At 46.4% G+C, this 19,692-nt stretch carries 20 protein-coding genes; 11 read left to right on the forward strand and 9 right to left on the reverse strand.

Annotation, left to right across the window (positions count from 1 at the left end; translation table 11 throughout):
- Positions 1-25: 25 nt before the first annotated feature.
- Complete coding sequence (locus MASE_RS17260; protein ID WP_014950989.1) at positions 26-1,261, forward strand: EAL and HDOD domain-containing protein; 1,236 nt, start codon at positions 26-28, stop codon at positions 1,259-1,261.
- Positions 1,262-1,358: 97 nt separating this feature from the next.
- Here MASE_RS17260 and ftsX read toward each other — a convergent pair whose 3' ends face one another.
- The 3 genes from ftsX to ftsY are packed head-to-tail and all read right to left on the reverse strand — an operon-like array spanning position 1,359 to position 4,701.
- Positions 1,359-2,339, reverse strand: coding sequence for a permease-like cell division protein FtsX (ftsX, locus tag MASE_RS17265; RefSeq protein ID WP_014950990.1), 981 nt, complete (start codon positions 2,337-2,339; stop codon positions 1,359-1,361).
- Positions 2,336-3,049, reverse strand: a complete 714-nt coding sequence (gene ftsE, locus MASE_RS17270) for a cell division ATP-binding protein FtsE (RefSeq protein WP_014950991.1) — start codon at positions 3,047-3,049, stop codon at positions 2,336-2,338. The genes ftsX and ftsE overlap by 4 nt, the downstream gene beginning before the upstream one ends.
- Positions 3,050-3,075: 26 nt before the next feature.
- Complete coding sequence (gene ftsY, locus MASE_RS17275) at positions 3,076-4,701, reverse strand: signal recognition particle-docking protein FtsY (protein WP_014950992.1); 1,626 nt, start codon at positions 4,699-4,701, stop codon at positions 3,076-3,078.
- Positions 4,702-4,767: 66 nt separating this feature from the next.
- On the opposite strand from ftsY, the gene rsmD reads away from it, so the two are divergent.
- Entirely contained in the window at positions 4,768-5,439 is a 672-nt protein-coding gene (rsmD, locus tag MASE_RS17280; protein WP_023559942.1) for a 16S rRNA (guanine(966)-N(2))-methyltransferase RsmD, read from the forward strand.
- 88 nt (positions 5,440-5,527) lie between these two features.
- Here the strand turns inward: rsmD and MASE_RS17285 are convergent, their stop codons facing one another.
- Both MASE_RS17285 and MASE_RS17290 read right to left on the reverse strand, forming a co-directional pair.
- On the reverse strand, positions 5,528-6,106 hold the full coding sequence (locus MASE_RS17285) for a YjaG family protein (protein ID WP_012519854.1): 579 nt from the start codon (positions 6,104-6,106) through the stop codon (positions 5,528-5,530).
- A complete protein-coding gene (locus tag MASE_RS17290; RefSeq protein WP_012519853.1) occupies positions 6,107-6,709 on the reverse strand; it encodes a YhgN family NAAT transporter in 603 nt (200 codons plus the stop codon). It abuts the gene before it with no gap.
- A 419-nt stretch (positions 6,710-7,128) separates the two neighbouring features.
- Here MASE_RS17290 and MASE_RS17295 point away from each other — a divergent pair, with 419 nt between their 5' ends.
- A complete protein-coding gene (locus tag MASE_RS17295; protein WP_014950994.1) occupies positions 7,129-7,311 on the forward strand; it encodes a hypothetical protein in 183 nt (60 codons plus the stop codon).
- 185 nt (positions 7,312-7,496) lie between these two features.
- Here the strand turns inward: MASE_RS17295 and pepB are convergent, their stop codons facing one another.
- The gene (pepB, locus tag MASE_RS17300) at positions 7,497-8,780 is read right to left on the reverse strand and encodes an aminopeptidase PepB (protein WP_014950995.1); all 1,284 of its coding nucleotides are present in this window, start codon (positions 8,778-8,780) and stop codon (positions 7,497-7,499) included.
- Positions 8,781-9,004: 224 nt separating this feature from the next.
- On the opposite strand from pepB, the gene sfsA reads away from it, so the two are divergent.
- From sfsA to panC, 7 genes are all read left to right on the forward strand, one after another.
- Complete coding sequence (sfsA, locus tag MASE_RS17305) at positions 9,005-9,721, forward strand: DNA/RNA nuclease SfsA (protein WP_014950996.1); 717 nt, start codon at positions 9,005-9,007, stop codon at positions 9,719-9,721.
- A gap of 241 nt (positions 9,722-9,962) precedes the next feature.
- Positions 9,963-10,412: an RNA polymerase-binding protein DksA gene (dksA, locus tag MASE_RS17310; protein ID WP_014950997.1), complete on the forward strand. Its 450-nt coding sequence runs from the start codon at positions 9,963-9,965 to the stop codon at positions 10,410-10,412.
- Positions 10,413-10,485: 73 nt separating this feature from the next.
- Positions 10,486-11,409, forward strand: coding sequence for a tRNA glutamyl-Q(34) synthetase GluQRS (gene gluQRS, locus MASE_RS17315; RefSeq protein WP_014950998.1), 924 nt, complete (start codon positions 10,486-10,488; stop codon positions 11,407-11,409).
- Between the two features lie 98 nt (positions 11,410-11,507).
- The gene (pcnB, locus tag MASE_RS17320; protein WP_014950999.1) at positions 11,508-12,827 is read left to right on the forward strand and encodes a polynucleotide adenylyltransferase PcnB; all 1,320 of its coding nucleotides are present in this window, start codon (positions 11,508-11,510) and stop codon (positions 12,825-12,827) included.
- Entirely contained in the window at positions 12,820-13,317 is a 498-nt protein-coding gene (gene folK / locus MASE_RS17325; protein ID WP_014951000.1) for a 2-amino-4-hydroxy-6-hydroxymethyldihydropteridine diphosphokinase, read from the forward strand. Before pcnB ends, folK begins: the two co-directional genes overlap by 8 nt.
- Positions 13,318-13,374: 57 nt before the next feature.
- On the forward strand, positions 13,375-14,169 hold the full coding sequence (panB, locus tag MASE_RS17330) for a 3-methyl-2-oxobutanoate hydroxymethyltransferase (RefSeq protein ID WP_014951001.1): 795 nt from the start codon (positions 13,375-13,377) through the stop codon (positions 14,167-14,169).
- 11 nt (positions 14,170-14,180) lie between these two features.
- Positions 14,181-15,032: a pantoate--beta-alanine ligase gene (gene panC, locus MASE_RS17335; protein WP_014951002.1), complete on the forward strand. Its 852-nt coding sequence runs from the start codon at positions 14,181-14,183 to the stop codon at positions 15,030-15,032.
- 128 nt (positions 15,033-15,160) lie between these two features.
- Here panC and panP read toward each other — a convergent pair whose 3' ends face one another.
- Complete coding sequence (gene panP, locus MASE_RS17340; RefSeq protein WP_014951003.1) at positions 15,161-16,795, reverse strand: pyridoxal-dependent aspartate 1-decarboxylase PanP; 1,635 nt, start codon at positions 16,793-16,795, stop codon at positions 15,161-15,163.
- A 563-nt stretch (positions 16,796-17,358) separates the two neighbouring features.
- On the opposite strand from panP, the gene MASE_RS17345 reads away from it, so the two are divergent.
- Positions 17,359-18,090: an EAL domain-containing protein gene (locus MASE_RS17345; RefSeq protein WP_014951004.1), complete on the forward strand. Its 732-nt coding sequence runs from the start codon at positions 17,359-17,361 to the stop codon at positions 18,088-18,090.
- A 96-nt stretch (positions 18,091-18,186) separates the two neighbouring features.
- Here the strand turns inward: MASE_RS17345 and trmB are convergent, their stop codons facing one another.
- Both trmB and MASE_RS17355 read right to left on the reverse strand, forming a co-directional pair.
- The gene (gene trmB / locus MASE_RS17350) at positions 18,187-18,855 is read right to left on the reverse strand and encodes a tRNA (guanine(46)-N(7))-methyltransferase TrmB (RefSeq protein ID WP_014951005.1); all 669 of its coding nucleotides are present in this window, start codon (positions 18,853-18,855) and stop codon (positions 18,187-18,189) included.
- The gene (locus MASE_RS17355; protein ID WP_014951006.1) at positions 18,855-19,670 is read right to left on the reverse strand and encodes an ABC transporter permease; all 816 of its coding nucleotides are present in this window, start codon (positions 19,668-19,670) and stop codon (positions 18,855-18,857) included. Before MASE_RS17355 ends, trmB begins: the two co-directional genes overlap by 1 nt.
- Positions 19,671-19,692 lie beyond the last annotated feature (22 nt).

Raw genomic sequence — 19,692 nt, forward strand, 5'->3', positions numbered from 1 at the left:
AACCGTGTTGTATCAGGAATAGATTATGTTCGCGTTTATAGCTCGCCAGCCTATTTTAGATAAAAGCAAAAGTGTTTTCGCCTATGAGCTTCTGTTCAGAGATGGGAAGTCTGGTGCTTATCCGGAACATAACGAAGAGAAAGCTAAGTACATTTCTGAGCACTTCCATCCACTTGGGCTTGATGATATCAGCGGCGAAAAAACGTCTTTTATCACGTTCTCGTCAGATACAATTATTTCGCGCTTTCCTACATCGCTTAACCCTGAGTCGGTAGTGGTTGAACTGGCTGATCCAACCGACAACACCAGCGGACTATTCGAAGCATGCCAGCACATAAAGCAACTTGGCTTTAAGCTAGCTATCGATGATCCCATGATGGTGGGTTCAAAACACGACATATTTCCTCTTATCGATATTGTGAAAGTCGATGTGACAAAAACCCGCTTTGAGACCATTGAAAAGCACATTCCGCGCTATCACGATGCGAACGTGCAATTAGTGGCGGAACAGGTTGATACGCAAGATAATTTTTCAACGTGCGTAGATTTGGGTTTCGACTTCTTCCAGGGTTATTTTTTCTCGCAACCGGAAGCACGTATTCTACGACAGCTTCCTGCGTCTAAAATGAACATTGTTGATTTGATGGGCGAAAGCTCTAGCAGCGACTTTGACATAGACCGTATCAGCCAAATTATAGAGCGAGACGCCACCTTAAGCTTCTTATTGCTGAAGTTTATCAATAACCCCACTATTAATAAGCGTTACAAAATTACATCACTAAAGCACGCGCTTAATTACATGGGTGAAGTAGAGATTAAGAAATTCATCGCTTTGTTAAGTTTAACTAACTTAGGCGATGAAAAGCCCCTTGAAATCATTCATATGTCGTTAGTTCGCGCTAAGTTTTTCGACTTACTTGCTGAGCGTAGAGGTCTTAGAAATAATCCGCCCATCTCCTTTTTGGTTGGTTTATTTTCGCTTCTTGAAGGGTTACTTGATCAGTCTATGACAGACATTGTAAAGCAGCTGCCGCTTTCCGATGAGGTTAACGATGCACTACTTGGCAAGAACTTAGAAATGAACAGCTATATGACTTTGGTTCGCGCCTTTGAAAGCGCCCTTTGGATGAATGTTATAAAACAAGCTAAAGTGCTCAATATTGACCAGAAGCAGCTGCATATGCTGTATAACCAAGCCATCATTTGGGGCAATGGAGTGCGCAGCGCTATCTCCTCACACTACCCCCGTGCGATAGCTTAAGTACAAAACTAAGAACACGCCTACTTACCACCAATAACGTCATACAGTGACTTATATATTTTGCACTGTAGGCGTGTAAGTATACTCACGTCTACGACTACTTGGGCTCTATTTCCCTTACATGACGCTGCACAGAGATAAGTGAGCCCAGTAAACCGAGCAGCACCGATAGTCCCAGCATAGTCAGCAATGCAGAACCGGTTAATCCGGTAATGTTGAAATCCTTCTGATACATAGCGGCAAACGTAGTGATGCTGCTATCCATCCACCATAGTATGATAATAACGGCAAACCACGCCATTAGTCCGCCCAATAGGCCATACCAGAAGCCTGTATATAAAAACGGGCGATGGATAAACGCATCGGTTGCGCCAACCAGCTTCATCACTACGATTTCGTCATACTTGTTCAAAATATTCAGACGAATGGTGTTACCAATAATTAGTACAACGGCGATGAAAAGTAGTAATCCTATTAGCGTAACCAAGTCTCTAGCAATATCGATAACGGCATATAAACGCTCTAACCATTCGATATCCAGTTTACCTATATCAACTTCACGCTGCTGTCGCAGTTTATCTAGCAGTGCTTTCGCTGCCGTCGGCGACGCGTGTTTTTCGTTTGGCGTTACTAGCACTACATCAGGCAGTGGGTTTTTCTCTAGATAGGCGATGGCATCGCCCAATCCTGACAAGTGCTGAAATTCTTTAAGCGCATCATCCGCTGGAATATAAACAACGCTGTCTATTTCAGACCAGCTATTTAATCGTGCCACCAGCTGTTGCGAACTTGCCGCGTTGATATCTGGCTTTAAAAACAGAGATATTTCTGAAGCCTGATCCCAGCCTGCTGTAATTTTCTCAGTATTTTTCACCATGATATAAAGCGTACTAGGTAGCGTAATACTCAGGCCTAGTACCCCAATAGTCATTAAAGATGCCAGCGGCTGACGCCACAGCTCTCCAAGACTCGCCAGCGCTTGGCGTACATGGCTGACAAAGAACATCACAATAGATTGAATAAAGCCCACTTTGGCAGAAGACGCCCCTTTTGCACGCCCTTTAAACAAAATACTCATGACCAGGCTCCTTCACTGCTGGCTGAACTTGTGCCATCAAGATCATCAGTAAGGCCATCGGTGATCATTTGACCATTTTTGAGGGTCAGCGTGCGATAACGCATGCGAGCAATCAGCCCTAAATCATGGGTTGCAATAAGTACTGACACGCCCGCTTGATTGAAGTCTTCGAAAAGACGAATAATTTCCATAGAAAGCTTGGGGTCGAGGTTACCGGTCGGTTCGTCTGCCAGCAGTAACGGGGGTTTATTTACTACTGCTCGCGCGATCCCCACTCGCTGCTGCTCACCACCAGACAACGTAATAGGCAGGCAACGCGCTTTATCTCTTAGCCCTACCATTTCAAGCGCAGCTTCTACGCGCTTGCGAATTTCTTTGTGGGTGTAACCCTCAATGACTAGCGGTAACGCCACGTTGTCAAAAACCGACTTGTCCATTAGCAGCTGGTGACTTTGGAAGATCATGCCGATATCGCGGCGTATATAGGCAATATCTCGACGGGTAATGGCGTTAAGGTCATGGCCATTAATAAGAACGCGCCCTACTGTTGGGCGCTCCATTAGGCTGATAAGTTTAAGTAGCGTGCTTTTTCCTGCGCCAGAATGCCCTGTCAAAAAGGCCATTTCACCCGGCGCAATATGAAAATTCACCTTGCTTAGCGCACGTTGTCCGCCCGGATAGGTTTTGCTTACCTGCTCAAACTTTATCATTATTTTTCCCTACCGCTTTGCTGGTTTTAGCTTTCAGGTGTGTCCATTTCGCTAAACAACGCATCAATAAATTCTTGTCCGTCAAACTGGCGTAAATCATCAATGCTTTCGCCAACACCTATATACCTTATAGGAATTTTAAACTTATCGGCAATAGAGAATATAACGCCGCCTTTTGCTGTGCCGTCTAACTTGGTAAGCGTGATGCCTGTTAAGCCCACGGCTTCATTAAACAACTTGGCTTGGCTAATGGCGTTTTGCCCTGTACCTGCATCCAATGTAAGCATAACTTCGTGAGGCGCATTCGGATTAATTTTCTTCATTACGCGAACCACTTTCTTAAGCTCTTCCATCAAGTTGTTCTTATTTTGCAAGCGCCCTGCCGTGTCGGCAATAAGGATATCTGTGCCGCGCGACTTCGCTGCTTCTAGTGCATCGTAAAGTACCGACGCACTATCTGCCCCCGTATGCTGCGCGATAACCGGAATATCGTTGCGTTCTCCCCATACCTGAAGCTGCTCTACAGCTGCGGCTCTGAACGTATCACCTGCAGCAAGCATCACTTTTTTGCCCTGCTGCTGAAACTGCTTAGCCAGCTTACCAATAGTCGTAGTTTTACCTACGCCATTGACGCCCACCATTAAGATAACAAACGGCCCCTCGCTTGCGTCATGCGCCTGCATAACATCAGACAATGGCTGGTTAACTTCCGACAGCATTCCAGACATTCGTTGCTTTAAAATTTCAAGCAGCGCTTCAGCGTCTTTAAGATCTTTGCGCGACGCGCTGTCGGTAAGATGAGTAATGATCTTCTGCGTAGTATCCATCCCCACATCTGCAACTAAAAGCTGAGTTTCTAGGTCTTCGTAAAGCTCATCATCGATAGCCTTGCCCTTGAAAAGACTTACTATGCCGCTACCTAAATTTTCCTTAGTACGCGATAAGCTTTCTCTTAACCGTGCAAAAAGCGATTTCTTCTCTTTAGGTTTGTCTTGGACTTGAGTCTGGGCGTCTGCCTCGGCCTTAGCGCGAGCTTCCGCTTCTTCTTCGGCTTTAGCCTTGGCTTCGGCTTCAGCTTTTAAGCGAGCCTCTTCTTCTGCTTGCGCTTTCGCCTGTGCTTCAGCCTCTGCCTTTAAGCGAGCTTCTTCTTCCGCTTGGGCTTTCGCCTGTGCTTCAGCCTCTGCCTTAGCGCGAGCCTCTTCTTCCGCTTGGGCTTTCGCCTGTGCTTCAGCCTCTGCTTTTAAGCGAGCTTCTTCTTCCGCTTGCGCTTTCGCCTGCGCTTCAGCCTCTGCCTTTAAGCGAGCTTCTTCTTCCGCTTGCGCTTTCGCCTGGGCGTCTGCCTCTGCCTTTAAGCGAGCCTCTTCTTCTGCTTGCGCTTTCGCCTGTGCTTCAGCCTCTGCCTTTAAGCGAGCTTCTTCTTCCGCTTGCGCTTGCGCTTTCGCCTGTGCTTCAGCCTCTGCTTTTAAGCGAGCTTCTTCTTCCGCTTGCGCTTTCGCCTGCGCTTCAGCCTCGGCCTTAGCGCGAGCCTCTGCTTCTTCTTGGGCTTTAGCCTTTGCTTCGGCTTCAGCTTTTAAGCGCGCCTCTTCTTCGGCTTGCGCTTTTTGTTTCTCTGCTTTTTTGTTCTTACTGAACCAGCCAAAAAGTTTCGACATAGTTAGGACAAATCCTTATAAATTCTTTGCAAATTCGGCTACACTTGCCGCCTATTGTATGAACGCATGATACCATTGTCAGCCACTATGAAGCGAGTTTCTCGCCCTACTCGGGCAACATCTTCTGCAAAAAAACGTCATTCTTCTAAAAATGCCAGAGCCCACAGTGCAAATAGCAGCGGGCAAATCCGAATTATTGGTGGACAATGGCGAGGTAGAAAGCTACCTGTGCTTAATGCAGAAGGTTTAAGGCCCACAACCGACAGAAATAAAGAGACGCTGTTTAACTGGTTGATGCCGTACGTAAATAACGCCCGTTGCCTTGATGTTTTTGCTGGTTCTGGCGGTTTAGGCTTAGAGGCACTATCGCGCTATGCTTCACACTGCGACTTTATCGAACTCGATAAGCAGGCCGCTACTCAATTGAAAAGTAATCTCACCTTAGTTAATGCCAGTAATACCGCGGCAACAGGGGTGCATCAAGGTGATGCTTTGAATATATTAAAGGGTATCAGTGACGCGCCTTACGATATTATCTTTGTAGATCCGCCCTTCGCAAAAGGATTAGTCGCTCCCACGCTAGCAGCTATCGTCGATAATAACCTAGTACAAAGCGGCAGTGTTATTTACCTAGAGCACGAAAGCGCTCTCGTTACCCCATTGCTGCCCGCCCACTGGAACATTATTAAAGATAAGCAAACCAGCGCGCTACGCTATATGCTTATAGAAGTGAATTAGGCCGCAACCGTTTATCTGTTACGCGGCGTAATTAAGGTGAAACTCAACGCTTTCTTGTAAAGGGTGGGGCTTGCCTACATCCCTCGAATTAAAGTTCTAGGCCGATATTAGAAATGCCCGCCTCAAGCGCCAGCGCTTTCATTTCATCTGCCGCTTTCGCTGGATACTTGGCTTGCTCTACGTAATCGAGCAATTCGTTTTGCACCTCGACTTCAAATTCCATGAGCGGGTGAACTTTAACGCTCTCGTCGTCGGCTTCTTCTGTGGCAAGTAAGTAGGCCTCTACACTACCCTGAGACAACTTACTAATTACGACGGCACCTTGAGGATCATCCCCCGCCATCAAGTTGAGTAACCCAGCTAACCCAATTGCAGCGTCGATGGCTGGATACACGCCATAATTATCAAATTCACTGGTATCTGGTGTTGCCACCTCTACCTTCTCAAGCTGCACTGCGATATTGGATTTACTTTTAGGCGACTTCAGGGTCTCCCAAACTAAATTTAAGCAATTGCGCAGCGCACTTGCATCACCACTTTCGGTTAAGTCACAAAAAAGGGTGTAGTTAGGCAGCATTCGCTCAAGCAATGCAGCACCAAATGCAACGGCTTTCCAGCCTTCCAGGGCGCGTACTCGCCCAAATGTGTTTAGTTTTTGCTTTGCCATTTACAGTGCTCCAGTGGCATGCATGAAATATGAAGTAACGCCATCAAGCAGCATTTGAATAGCGATCATAACAAGGATCATACCCATTAATCGCTCCATAGCAACTAGACCTCGCTCCCCTAAAATTTTATGAAATACATTTGAAAATAAAAGGATAACAGCGCTTATCGACCACGAAGCGGCAAGCGCTATCGACCAATCAACCATTCTATCTGGTGCCTGATTCGCAAGCAGAATCAGCGCCGCTAATGTGGACGGCCCAGCAATCATAGGAATAGCGAGAGGTACCAGAAACGGCTCTTCACCTACCGCCAATCCGCTGGGGTTACCGGTTGAAGGAAATATCATTTTAAGTGCGATAAGAAACAAAATAATACCGCCTGCTATGCTGACGGTTTCCTGCTCAACGTTCAAAAAATTAAGCACAGATTGCCCGCTGAATAAAAATAGAAATAAGATACCTAGGGCAAACAGTAACTCGCGAATAAGAATAAATTGGCGTCGCTTTGGCTCAATCGATTTAAGCACCGACATGAATACAGGCAAGTTACCGAGCGGGTCCATGATCAAAAAGAGCATGATGGCAGCAGACCAGGTATCCATTTTTAACTATCTCCGGTGTAAGCGTTTGATTGCATAGGCCAACGAGTATAACCCAAGATTGGCTGTGATGGCGCGCAATGGTAAACCAAGCTGACTTAGTTAAAAACACCTTTTAAGGCATGATTGTTTTTCATTTATCTAGAGCCTGCAAAAAATACTCGAAAAATAACGAAAGTGCGCTTTACTAAAGCGTAGGGAGAAGTGTTTGTCATTTCTAAGCGGTGTTTTCGCCTTATTCACGGTCAGAATTCAAACAGCCCAATTGGCTTTTTCTACACCTTTTGGATAATGTCTTATCTCCAGAGCTTTTGATGTAATAGTGGGTAACATCATTTTGTTTAACGTTATGTTCTGCGCTTTGTTCGGCGTTGGAACCTGTTAATCCTCAATAAGAACAACCAAAAATAGGAAATATTGCAATGAGTTTGATGACTGTTAAAGAAGTGGCTGCTTTTCTTGGCGTACAAGAAGTGCGCGTAGAGCGCCTTGAGCGTGAAAGCCTTTTGGTTTCGAAAGATAAAGACACCGACGGTAACCCACTTTTCGACAGTGGCGACGTTGAACGCTATAAAACGCTAGCCGAGCGTTTAGGCGGGATCTAATTTACAGAAAAAGGGCGTGATTTTTTGCAAAGTCACGACCTTTTTATTTTTTTGCGCGAAGCGACGTTAGTTCAAGTAACGCTATTCGCTTTGCCTCTACTCATCCACGTGGCACAACGTGCGACGTTTAAAAATAGAGTAGAGTAGCGTTCGACAGCCATTGGAGGCGTCGAACGCTATTTTATTTATGCACTGAAGTCTTTCAGCATTCTCGCAATTGAGCGAATACCTTTCGCTGTTGCCCCTACCGGCATTTCAGATGTTGCCCCGCCATGGTAAGCAGCGGCTAAATCCAAATGTACCCAGCCTTCTGGCTTAACAAAGCGTGATAAGAAGCCCGCAGCGTTTGATGCACCGCCACCACCGCCACCTTTCATTGGGCGACTGTTTGCTGTATCTGCGAACGCCGATGGACAGCGCTCTGCGTGGAAATCTTCAAGTGGTAGCGGCCAAAAACGTTCGTTTTCTGCCTTTGCTGCTTTAAGCATTTGCTCGCGGGCATTATCATCTAACGAGAATACGCCATGGTAGTCAGAACCCAGTGCAACCACTGCAGCACCGGTTAGCGTTGCTGCATCAATAATTAGCGGTGCGCCCGTCTCTGTTGCCGCCATAAGGCCATCAGCCAACACTAAACGTCCTTCAGCATCGGTATTAACCACTTCAACGGTTACCCCATTTTTATAGGTAAGCACATCACCTAACTTATAAGCGTGACCGCTAATAAGGTTTTCTGCACAGCACAAAATAAGCTGAATACGCTTTTCACTGCCTTGAGAAATAGATAGCCCTAATGCCCCTGTTACCGTCGCTGCGCCGCCCATGTCACATTTCATATCTAACATGCCTTCGCTTGATTTAATGCTGTAGCCACCGCTGTCGAAGGTGATGCCTTTTCCAACTAGCACGGCATCAACTGGCGCATCCGTATTACCTGTTGGGTTGTAATCAAGTACCAGCATTGCAGGCGGACGTTCACTACCGCGGCCCACATTATAAATGCCAATCCAGCCCTGCTCTTTAAGATCTTCACCTACCGTCATTGAGTAGGTTACCTTGTCACCACCGAGTGACTTAAGCCACTGTGCTGCTCGGGTTGCTAAGGTTTCAGGGCTTAGATCTTCAGGTGTTTCGTTTACCAGCTGACGGGTAAATAGTAACGCAGCATATTCTTGCTCTAGCGCTTCTTTGTCAGCCGTTTCGGCCCATTTTATTAACGCTGGTTTGCGCGCACGCGTGAAGCTAAGTGCAAAAGCCCACTGCTGCTCTTTGTGCCAATCACCGCTTAGCGTAACTGCTGGCAGGCTTAAGCCATCTAGCTTTCTCGACGCTTGCTGAATTAAACGCTCATTAATCTTGTCGTCAGGCAGGTGAATAACTGCACCTGATTCAGTGAAAGAAAGCTTAGCACTCTCGCCCCACACTGCTTCAGCACTGTTTCTAGAAAGGCTAACGGTAAATTCTGCCATCGCGTTTTATTCCTTATTACATCGTTATATTATTGCAAAGCACTTTTTGCGCTTGCACAAATGTTTGTTACTCTTTGGCGCCTTGTTTACTGCGCTTGTTGTTCGCTAACCACATACGCTTTGTTCGCTAAGCGCATACGCTATACGTGCTCGTTCAAAAGCACACATATCAATTAGCGAAACACACTAACGTGTTTTCACCTACATTCTAAAAAAGGCGACACATGAAGTTTTCACCTTCCTTATTACGCGGCACCCTTATAAAAAGGTACAAGCGATTTCTTGCCGATGTTGAGTTAGACGACGGCACTATTGTAACTGCACATTGCCCAAATACTGGCGCTATGACTGGCTGTGCTGTTCCTGGATACACTGTCTTTTTAAGTGAGTCCACCAACCCAAATCGAAAACTCAAGTATACATGGGAGCTAGCCCAAACATTTGATGGTCACTTCATCGGCATTAATACGCACAATGCTAATAAACTGGTGGCGGAAGCGCTAGATAACAAGGTGCTAAGCGAATTTTCAGACATCACAGATTGGAAAGCAGAAGTAACACCACCAACCGCCAATAGCCGGTTCGACTTTGCATTAACCCGAAAAAATGCCGAACATCAGAGTGTTACTGAGTATATGGAAGTTAAATCCGTCACCTTAGCAGATGAAAACAAAGGGTTCTTCCCCGACGCAGTCACTCAACGCGGCGCGAAGCACTGTTTAGAACTTGCTCGTTTATCTGACAGTGGTATAAAAACCAATCTATTATTCTGCGTACAACACACCGCCATCGAAAGTGTACAAGTGGCCGAGCATATTGATCCAACTTATGCAGAAAGCGTAAAGATTGCCGCAAACGCTGGCGTAACGGTTTTGGCGGCAAGCTGTATAATAGACGAACAAAAAATCCTATTAAATCAAATACTCCCTTTGATTTTATAAAAAATAGGTTGATTTTTTTCATTTCGCCTTCATATTTGCGCCTTGTTTTAGTGGGAGAACGCACTAATGCGTTTGCTGGTAGCCAGCGGGCTAAATGAAAAAACACCTGGCTAATTTATGAATGCAATACACCAGCATAATAATTACATAGACACGATTGATTGCCTGAAGTTGTCGAGTCTGATATAGATATCGGTCCAATCAGGACAAGATGGATGTCGTAGTGTAGGAGATGTGGCAGATGCCAACAGGAAAAGAAACAAAATCCCTAGGACTATTAGCGCTGGCAGGTTTACAGCCGTACGAGCCAAAAGCTGACGAAGAGTACATGGGCGAGCCCCAAATGGAGCACTTCCGTCTATTGCTTAAAGCATGGCGCAACCAACTTCGTGAAGAAGTTGACCGTACAGTAACGCACATGAAGGATGAAGCAGCAAACTTCCCTGATCCTGTAGACCGTGCAGCTCAAGAAGAAGAGTTCAGCCTTGAGTTACGTACACGTGACCGTGAGCGTAAGCTAATAAAGAAAATTGAAAAAACGCTTAAGCGAATTGAAGAAGACGATTTCGGCTTCTGTGACCAGTGTGGTATCGAAATTGGTATTCGTCGCTTAGAAGCTCGTCCTACAGCAGATTTATGTATCGACTGTAAGACCATGGCTGAAATTAAAGAAAAACAACTTCAAGGTTAAGTTACTAGCCTCGATTACGTTGATATAGAAAGCCTCATCCCGAAAAGATGGGGCTTTTTGTTAAGCCTTTATTATGCATAACCACTATGTAGGGCGCTTTGCTCCCTCTCCATCCGGCCAACTTCACTTCGGTTCGTTAGTTACCGCTGTTGCCAGCTACCTAGATGCCAAAAGCCATAACGGAAAATGGCTGCTACGCATGGAAGATATAGACGAGCCGCGCTGTATTGAAGGTGTAGATAAAGACATACTCACTACCCTAGAAGCCCACGGCCTGTATTGGGACGGCGACGTCATCTATCAAAGCCAACAACATGCCCGTTATCAAGCGGTTCTCGATGACTTACTTACACAACAAAAAGCCTATTTTTGTACCTGCACACGTAAGCAAATTAAAGCCATGGGCGGTGTTTATAACGGCCACTGTCGAACTGAGCCAGTGCACTCCAACACACAGGATTGTGCAGTTCGTTTAAAAGTAGATACTCAACTTGAAGCCTTTGATGACGTGCTTATGGGCAAAGTTATGCCCTCTAATTCAAGCTCCGATTTAATAGCCGAAGACGTAGTACTGAAACGTCGAGACGGCTTATTTTCGTATAACCTTGTCGTGATTTTAGATGACGTATTTCAGCAAGTTAACCATGTCATTAGAGGGTGTGATTTAATTGATGTCACGCCTTTACAGCGCGCCGTATATCACACGCTGGGCTATTCTACTCCTGAATACGGTCACGTGCCGGTCGCTGCCGTGGCACCAGGCAGAAAACTAAGTAAACAAAACCGTGCAGCGCCAGTTAAAAACGAAACAGCTTTAGATAATCTCGTGCGTGTGATGCACTTTTTAGGCTTTTCCTTTCCAAATGCCTCAGAATTTGGTGATATTGATTCGGCGCTTAAGACGGCTATTTCAATGTGGAATAGGAAAAAAGTAGTGAAAACATCCGAAATTATTGTTCCACAGCATGAATCCACTTATTATAGCGAACCTTTATAGTCTGCGGAGATACCATCATCATTCATCGTGTTTTTAAATCTGTTAAGCGCGCTTTTTCAAAAGAGAGTTCGTCTCCTAACGCTTTAAAGCCAAGGACTATGACCCGTGGAGAACACGGTATATCTCGCGAAGACGTAAGCGCAAATGCATTAAAAGTAATGTATCGCCTTAATGGAGCTGGCTTCGAATCCTATTTGGTAGGAGGCTGTGTACGCGACATTTTGATGGGTCACGAACCAAAAGATTTCGACGTGGTGACGAACGCCACACCTGAACAAATTAAAGGCTTGTTCAGAAATTGCCGCCTTATCGGCAGGCGCTTTCGTTTGGCCCACATTGTGTTTGGCCGTGAAATCATTGAAGTAGCCACGTTCCGCGGGCATCACCAAGAGACGGACGAAGACGAAAACCTTCCCAAAGGCAAGGCTGTCGCAAAGCGCGACGCTCACGGTCAATTAGTACGCGATAACGTATTTGGCACCATTGAAGAAGATGCTGAACGCCGTGACTTTACCTTTAACGCCATGTATTACAGCGTGGCAGACTTTACGGTAAAAGACTTCGCTAATGGCTTAGCCGCCATAGAAAAACGAGAAGTTGAGCTTATTGGCGACCCGGAAACACGCTACCGTGAAGATCCGGTACGCATGTTACGTGCGGTGCGCTTTGCCGTTAAGCTTGGCATGCGCATTGAAGCAAAAACTGCTGCACCGATTAAATCTCTGGCCAACCTTTTACAGAACATTCCACCTGCGCGCTTGTTTGAAGAAACCCTTAAACTGTTTTTATCGGGTAAGGGAGAAGAAACTTTCTTAATGCTGCACGAATACGGCTTAATCGAGCCTTTGTTCCCTCAGCTAACGCCGTTTTTGAAAGATGAAAACAGCCGTGAAATGCAGTTTGTACGTCGCGTACTTGCCAATACCGACGAACGTATTAATAGCGACCAGCGAGTTACGCCAGCGTTCCTTTACGCCGCACTACTCTGGTATCCAGTTGAGGAAGAGTCACAACGCTTACAAAGCGAGTCTGGCTTAAATGCTCACGACGCATTTAATATTGCGTCAGGCGAGGTTATCGCACGTCAAACACAACGTATTATGATCCCTAAACGCTTCTCTACCGTGGTTCGGGACATCTGGATTTTACAGCAACGCCTACCTAAGCGCTTTGGCCGTCGCGCTTTCCAATTGCTCACGCACCCTAAATTTAGAGCTGGCTATGACTTTTTACTTGCCCGCGGCCAAATTGAAGGTGGCGATCTATTAGAGCTAGCTCAGTGGTGGACGCACTTCCAGCACGCTGACAACGGTAAGCAGAAAGGCATGCTTAACGCCCTTCGCAAAAGCGAAGGCGGCGCAAAAGGTGCCCCGCGTAAGCGCAAGCGTAAACCAGCGAAGCGAGGTCCTGATGCATAAAGAGCACGTTTACATTGGTGTAGGTAGCAACCTCGGCGATAGCCAGGGAAAAGCCCAGCGCGCGTTTGATGCGATAGGTCAAATAGAAGACACCCGCGTACTTAAAACCTCTTCACTTTATTCCAGTAAACCGATGGGGCCGCAAGACCAACCTGACTATATTAACGCGGTGTGCTTAATTGAGACCTCGTTAAAGCCCCACGGCTTATTGAAGCAGCTGCAACGCATAGAGCTGGAAGAAGGCCGTGAGCGCAAAGGTGAGCGCTGGGGACCACGCACGTTGGATTTGGATATTTTGTTGTACGGCAGCGAAACTATCGACACCGCAGACTTAATCATTCCCCATTACGGCATGGCAGAACGCGAGTTCGTTATGGTGCCGCTGTTTGAAATTGCGCCCAATATGGTTATGCACGATGGCAAACCCATCTCGGCATGGGTCGCTAACTGCTCGCTGGATGGACTTCGTCGCCTGCGCTCTTCCAATTAGCGGCAAAATCCGTATAGTTCGCCACACGATACCAACAATATCAATCTGAGACATGTCATGAAGAAAGTAACTGTATCGGGCTTGCTTAAGAAAAAGCAGGCCGGGGAAAAGATCACCTCTTTAACCGCTTACGACGCCAGCTTCGCCAAAATGTTCGACGAACAAGGCGTTGACGCCCTTCTTATTGGCGACTCTTTAGGCATGGTTCTTCAAGGTGAAGACGACACCCTACCGGTAACCATCGATGACATAGCCTACCACACGAAAAGTGTGCGTCGCGGTACTGAACGCGCCTTCGTATTAGCCGATATGCCGTTTATGTCTTACGCCACTTCTGAGCAAACCTACGCCAACGCAGCAAAGCTTATGGCTGCAGGTGCAAGTATGGTTAAGATGGAAGGTGGAAGCTGGTTGTGCGACACCATCAAAGGCTTAAACCTGCGCGGCGTCCCTGTGTGTGGCCATTTAGGCTTAACGCCTCAGTCAGTGCACGTATTCGGTGGTTTTAAAGTACAAGGCCGCGAAGCGAGCCAAGCTGAAAAACTGCTTAGCGAAGCGAAAGCGTTGGAAGAAGCCGGTATTCAGTTATTAGTGCTTGAGTGCGTGCCTTCATCGCTAGGCAAAGCGGTTAGCGAAGCCCTAACCATACCGGTAATCGGTATAGGCGCAGGCAAAGATACCGACGGTCAAATTCTGGTGATGCACGACATGTTTGGCATCAGCGCAAACTATATGCCGAAGTTCTCAAAGAACTACCTTGTAGAAACCGGCGATATGCGCAAAGCCGTATCAAAATATATTGAAGATGTGCAAAGCGGTGCGTTCCCATCGGCTGAACACAGCTTCGAGTAACGAGGTAAATTATGAAGGTGGTTGATAGTATTTCAGCATTACGCAGCACGGTGAACGCATGGCGACGTAATGGTGAAACCGTAGGTTTTGTACCCACTATGGGCAACCTGCACGATGGTCATCTCAAACTAGTTAAAAAGGCGAAAGCGCATAACGACAAAGTGGTAGTTAGCATTTTTGTTAACCCCATGCAGTTTGGCGCGAACGAAGATTTAGACGCCTATCCACGCACTATCGAAGAAGATAAAGCCAAGCTGACTTCAGTGGGTGCAGACGCGGTGTTTTTACCTAGCGTTGCGGAAATGTATCCGGCGGGACTGGACGCGCAAACTTTTGTTGAAGTACCCGGCATTTCAGGCTCTCATTGTGGCGCGAGTCGCCCAGGCCACTTTCGCGGCGTAGCTACCGTGGTGACCAAGCTTTTCAACATGGTACAGCCAGACGATGCGTTTTTTGGTGAAAAAGACTTCCAACAGCTACAAGTTATTCGCGCGTTAGCTCGCGATTTATCAATGGCAGTGAAGGTTCACGGGGTGCCTACTGAGCGCGAGACGTCAGGCCTAGCAATGAGCTCTAGAAATGGTTACCTAACAGACACTGAAAAAGCGACGGCGAGTGCTATTTTTGCAGAAATGCAGCGCTTAAAAGCGGGCATAGAAAGTGGTAACACCGACTTTGTTCAGCTTGAAAATGCCATGGTCAGTAACCTTGAAGCAAAAGGCTTTAAGAAAGACTACTGTCAGGTAGTTAACGCCGCCACCTTTGAACCAGCTAGCAATAGCGACAAAGAATTAGTTCTGCTTGTTGCTATGTTTATGGGCAAGACGCGCTTAATTGATAATATGCAAATTACGCGAGATTAAGCGTAATACCAATCCTCGCGGATAATCTCGAACTACAAAAGAAAGCGCCCGATGCATGACTCCTAAACAGAGCCTGTATCGGGCGTTTTTTGTATGTTGCTGTTAACGTCAGCTATTAGAGTCCGCTGTTAAGACGCAACGGTTTCTGTTTCGCGAACAAAATCCATTAGCTCTTTCCAAGCCTGTGTCTCTTTCGCAATTAAGTGTTGCTCAGCCAAAATTGCTGCCAGGTCGTTATGGCTAGTAAGCGGATTCGCTAACACTACGCGAAACACGGTAATACACTGGGAAGGGTAATCAGGCGCTTCCAGGCGAGTACGAGACACAAAAGACTTACCTGCTTCACGCTGCTGCTTTTGTACCGCAACAACAAGGGCGTCAACCTTCTCATTAATAGCGTTGCGGGTTTTAGCATTCACATGCTTCAGCTTTTCCTGCACTTCAGCGGGACAAACGCGATAGGTCAACAGTGATAGAATAGGTGTGGTCGTCAATTCAAAGTCTTGGGCTTTATCAATCATCTGCGCAAAGTCTTTGGCTTTATCAATGCTGCGATCAATAAGTAGCTCGTACCCTTTGCGACCGAATATATGCAGCGCCGAGTACACCATCATGGCCATACCGTTTCGGGAGCCTTCCAGCGTGGTAGCACCTAAGTCTTTAGAGCCTGCACGCAAAATATATTGGGCGTGATGTCTTACCGCATTGGCGTTTTGTGGGTCTTTGAAAAGCGCCATTCCTGCGCCCATGGGCACGTACATTTGCTTATGTGCATCAATAGTGACAGAGTCTGCGCGTTCAATACCTTTTAGTCTGTCGCGATAGCGCGCCGAGAATAGCGTAGCGCCGCCCCAGGCTGCGTCTACATGGAACCAGCAGCCTAACTCTTTGGCTACGTCAGCTAGCTCGTCTAGCGGGTCTACGTGCCCTGTTTCGGTGGTGCCGCCTACCCCAACGATAGCAAGAAGCTTATTGCCTTCCTCTTGATAACGTTTACCAATGCGAAGGGCTTTTGCTGGATCTAGGGTTTGCTTTGGCGCGGGCACAGTTAATAATTGTTCGCGGCCTAACCCCAATACATCCACTGCCTTTGACAGCGAGTAATGCCCACGTTTACTGCACATCACGCCTAAATTGTTAATGTTGTAGTGACGATAGGCAGCGGCAAGACCTGCTTTTGCCACGCCAGAAAACCCTTTTTGTGGGCCTAGTAGTTTGTTGCGAGCCACCCATAAGGCAGTGATGTTGGCAATGGTTCCGCCAGAACAAAATGCCCCCAAAGAATGGGCCGCACTGTGTAGATGGTTGTCGTAAAAGCTTTGAGGCTGATCGTACACAAGGTTGTGCATCATACCCAATACTTGACGTTCTAGCGGCGTGAAAGCTTTAGACGTTTCTATTTTAACCAAGTTCTGGTTAAGCCCGACCATTAACTTAGAAAGCGGCAGGTGAAAATAGGGCAACGCTGAGGTCATGTGACCAATAAAGGTAGGCGAGTAAGTATTAACTGAATGCGCAACAAGCTTATCTAACAAGCTTTCAGCATGAGTAGACACAAACTCGGGTGACTCAGGCACCTTGGAGTCTGAAAAGTCTTTTTCAATTTCTTCTAACGACGTCTTTTTTGTCACTACGTGCTGCGACAAAAAATCTAAGATATTGTCAGATAAATGCTGCTCTATTTGAGCCAGCTTTGAGTCTTTGTGTTCAGGCTTGGTAAAGACCCTAAACAGGTGCTCTAAACTAACTTGCGCTTCACCCACTCAACACACCTCATACTTAAAACAATCACACATTTCGCTTACATTTATTGGGCGAAATCAACAGGCGGTTTTGTAGGACACCGGCCTGACACTTACTTTTCCTTTTAGCCAAATAGCATTCGACACAATTACTTTGCGACTGGTGCAGCTATTTATCCAACATATCCCTTAACGGTACATCGGCTGGGCTAATGCGCGTTGACGCGGTCCATTCGTTGCCAAACCTGAAAACTTATCACAATACTTTCAGGGTGTCGCACTTTACATCAGATTGCAATGCTCGCCAAGGGTTAGCGCACGGCATTTAAGCGACTATTAACGTTTTATTACATGCAAAATATTTATGAAGCGGTTAACTCTGCACACGTATTTAAACGAATTCCCCCGAATTTTGTACCGCAAATTTTATCAGTCTCTACTATATTTAATTTATGAATAGTACCAACACGAGTCTCTCGTATTGGTTTTCCATCTTCTAATTGCGAGCCTAAGTAGCCATTGAACTCACATTCAAGCATTCATCGCTGCGATAAAGTACTGCTTCAAAGCAAGGGGGTCTGTTTATGCCCATTCGTGAAATTTCCGAGGATTTCTCTATCGATGATATCGTGCCTTATTTTCAACCCATCGTTGACTTACAAAGCCAAGGAGTATGGCGCTACGAGTGCCTGGCACGCTTGATAACCCGAGGTGATAAGACTTTTTTACCTAGCGAATTTCTCTACCTTATAGAGCGCGAACAACACGTAAATACGCTTGCAGCGAGCATGTTTGTGCAATGTGCCAGCTATTTTCACGACGTTAATATCCCTTGGAACATCAATATAACTGCCAATGACCTTCACAATGTAGAGCTTACTAATACCCTCATCACCCATTTAGCAAGCTATCCCACCCCGGAGCGTGTAAGTATAGAAGTGAGTGCTTCTACTGCCCTATCCAATCCGAAAAGCCTTACCGCATTTATCGAAAAAAGCATGCATGTGGGGCTGGGCGTTTTCATCGACAACGTTGGATCATGCCCAGGTAACATACGAGCGCTTATGAACTTGCCGGTTCGGGGGATTAAGCTCGCTGGCGGGCTAATTAAACACTATGACGAACAAGAGGCAGTGAGGGAATATGTAGACTATCTGCTGTCGCTATGTGAACGCCATGGAGTAAGCACTATTGCCGAGCACGTAGAAGATGAGGCGCATCTAGAACGCGTAAAACGCCTGCCCATTCGTTATGCACAGGGATATGTGTTTAGTCCGCCTATGGCGAATGTGCGAAGTGCCACTGCGCGCCATTAACAAGCGAATTATACGAATTTGAATAACAAACGGGGCGAGATTTTCATCTCACCCCACTTTTATCAGCTTTCAGTATTTCTTGCTGCTATAGCAGACTCAGCCTTCTTCGCTACGGCAGTTAAGCTGCCAGCACGATTGACCGCTCCCTCGGTACTTTCGCTCAAACGGCGTCATGTGATCATCGCCAGTAACTTCAGATAAATCAGATACCATGCCGTAATGTTTAGCCGCTTGCGCAAATTCCATTAGATAAATAAGCCAGTTGCTACGCACTTCAATATTTGGAGTGATCGCCATCAGGTCCACCATGGCCGCACTACCGTGCCAGCGCTTTTGAACTTGTGTCTTTTTAGGATAGGGGTTGGGATACAGCAGAAAGTGCTGAGTCACGTTCCAATTAGACTGCTTTACTAAGCGCCAAAAGTCGTTCACATCGGCACGAATAACCCGATAGTTGTCTTGCTGTGCGCTGTAATGTTCATGTTTATCCACCCGCAGCGCCGACTTATCGATACCGATAACACGCGCATCGGGGTTTGCTCTTGCAATATTCGCCGTACTTTCGCCAACGCCGCAGCATGAATCTAAAATGATCTCGCCGCTAAAGCCATCAAGCCACGCGCTGACATCATCAAACGCAGCTTGTGTATGGTCGCTAATCGGTCGCTTATTTTCACTCGCTTGGTACTTTTTCACTAAGTCGTCTAACTTATCGTGAATACCTACCTGCGATGTTGTGATTTCTCTAGAATTACCGCTGGCCATTAGCTACGAATACCTTTACCCGTTTTAAGTAGGTAGTACGCCACACCAAATAGCAGTGCATTAAAGCCCACTAACAAGGCAAGCGACAAGGTTACATTTACGTCAGAGACCCCTAAGAATCCATAACGAAACCCGTTGACCATATACACAACAGGGTTCGCCTTACTCACCCACTGCCAGAATTCAGGCAATAGGGTAAGTGAATAAAACACACCACCTAAGTAAGTTAACGGTGTTAATACAAACGTTGGAACCACGCTAATATCATCAAAGGTCTTCGCAAATACCGCATTAATTAAACCCGCAGTCGCAAACAAGGTAGAAGTGAGTAACAACGTGAGCGCAATAATGCCCAAATTGTGTATTTGAACATCAACGAAAAACAGCGACACTAAGGTAACGATAATACCTATCAGTATGGCGCGGGCCACGCCGCCGCCCACATACCCAAGAATGATGACCGAAGTGGGTACTGGTGACACCAACAGCTCTTCAATATTGCGCTGAAATTTAGCACTAAAAAATGAAGAGGACACGTTGGCGTAGGAGTTTGTGATCACCGACATCATAATAAGGCCGGGCACAATAAACTCCATGTAAGTAAAGCCGCCCATTTCGCCAATACGGTTGCCGATGAGGCTACCGAATATCACGAAGTACAAACTCATTGTAATAGCTGGCGGCACAAGGGTTTGTACCCATATGCGCAAAAAGCGCGTACATTCTTTTATCCAAATAGTGGTTAGCGCCACATAGTTTTGCTTAAACCAACCCACGTTTTCTTCTGTGTTCATTTGTGTACTTTCAGTTTTCATGTTTTTCACCTTTACCTGCTGT

Origin of the sequence: Alteromonas macleodii ATCC 27126 (assembly GCF_000172635.2) — a bacterium.
GTDB lineage: Bacteria > Pseudomonadota > Gammaproteobacteria > Enterobacterales > Alteromonadaceae > Alteromonas > Alteromonas macleodii.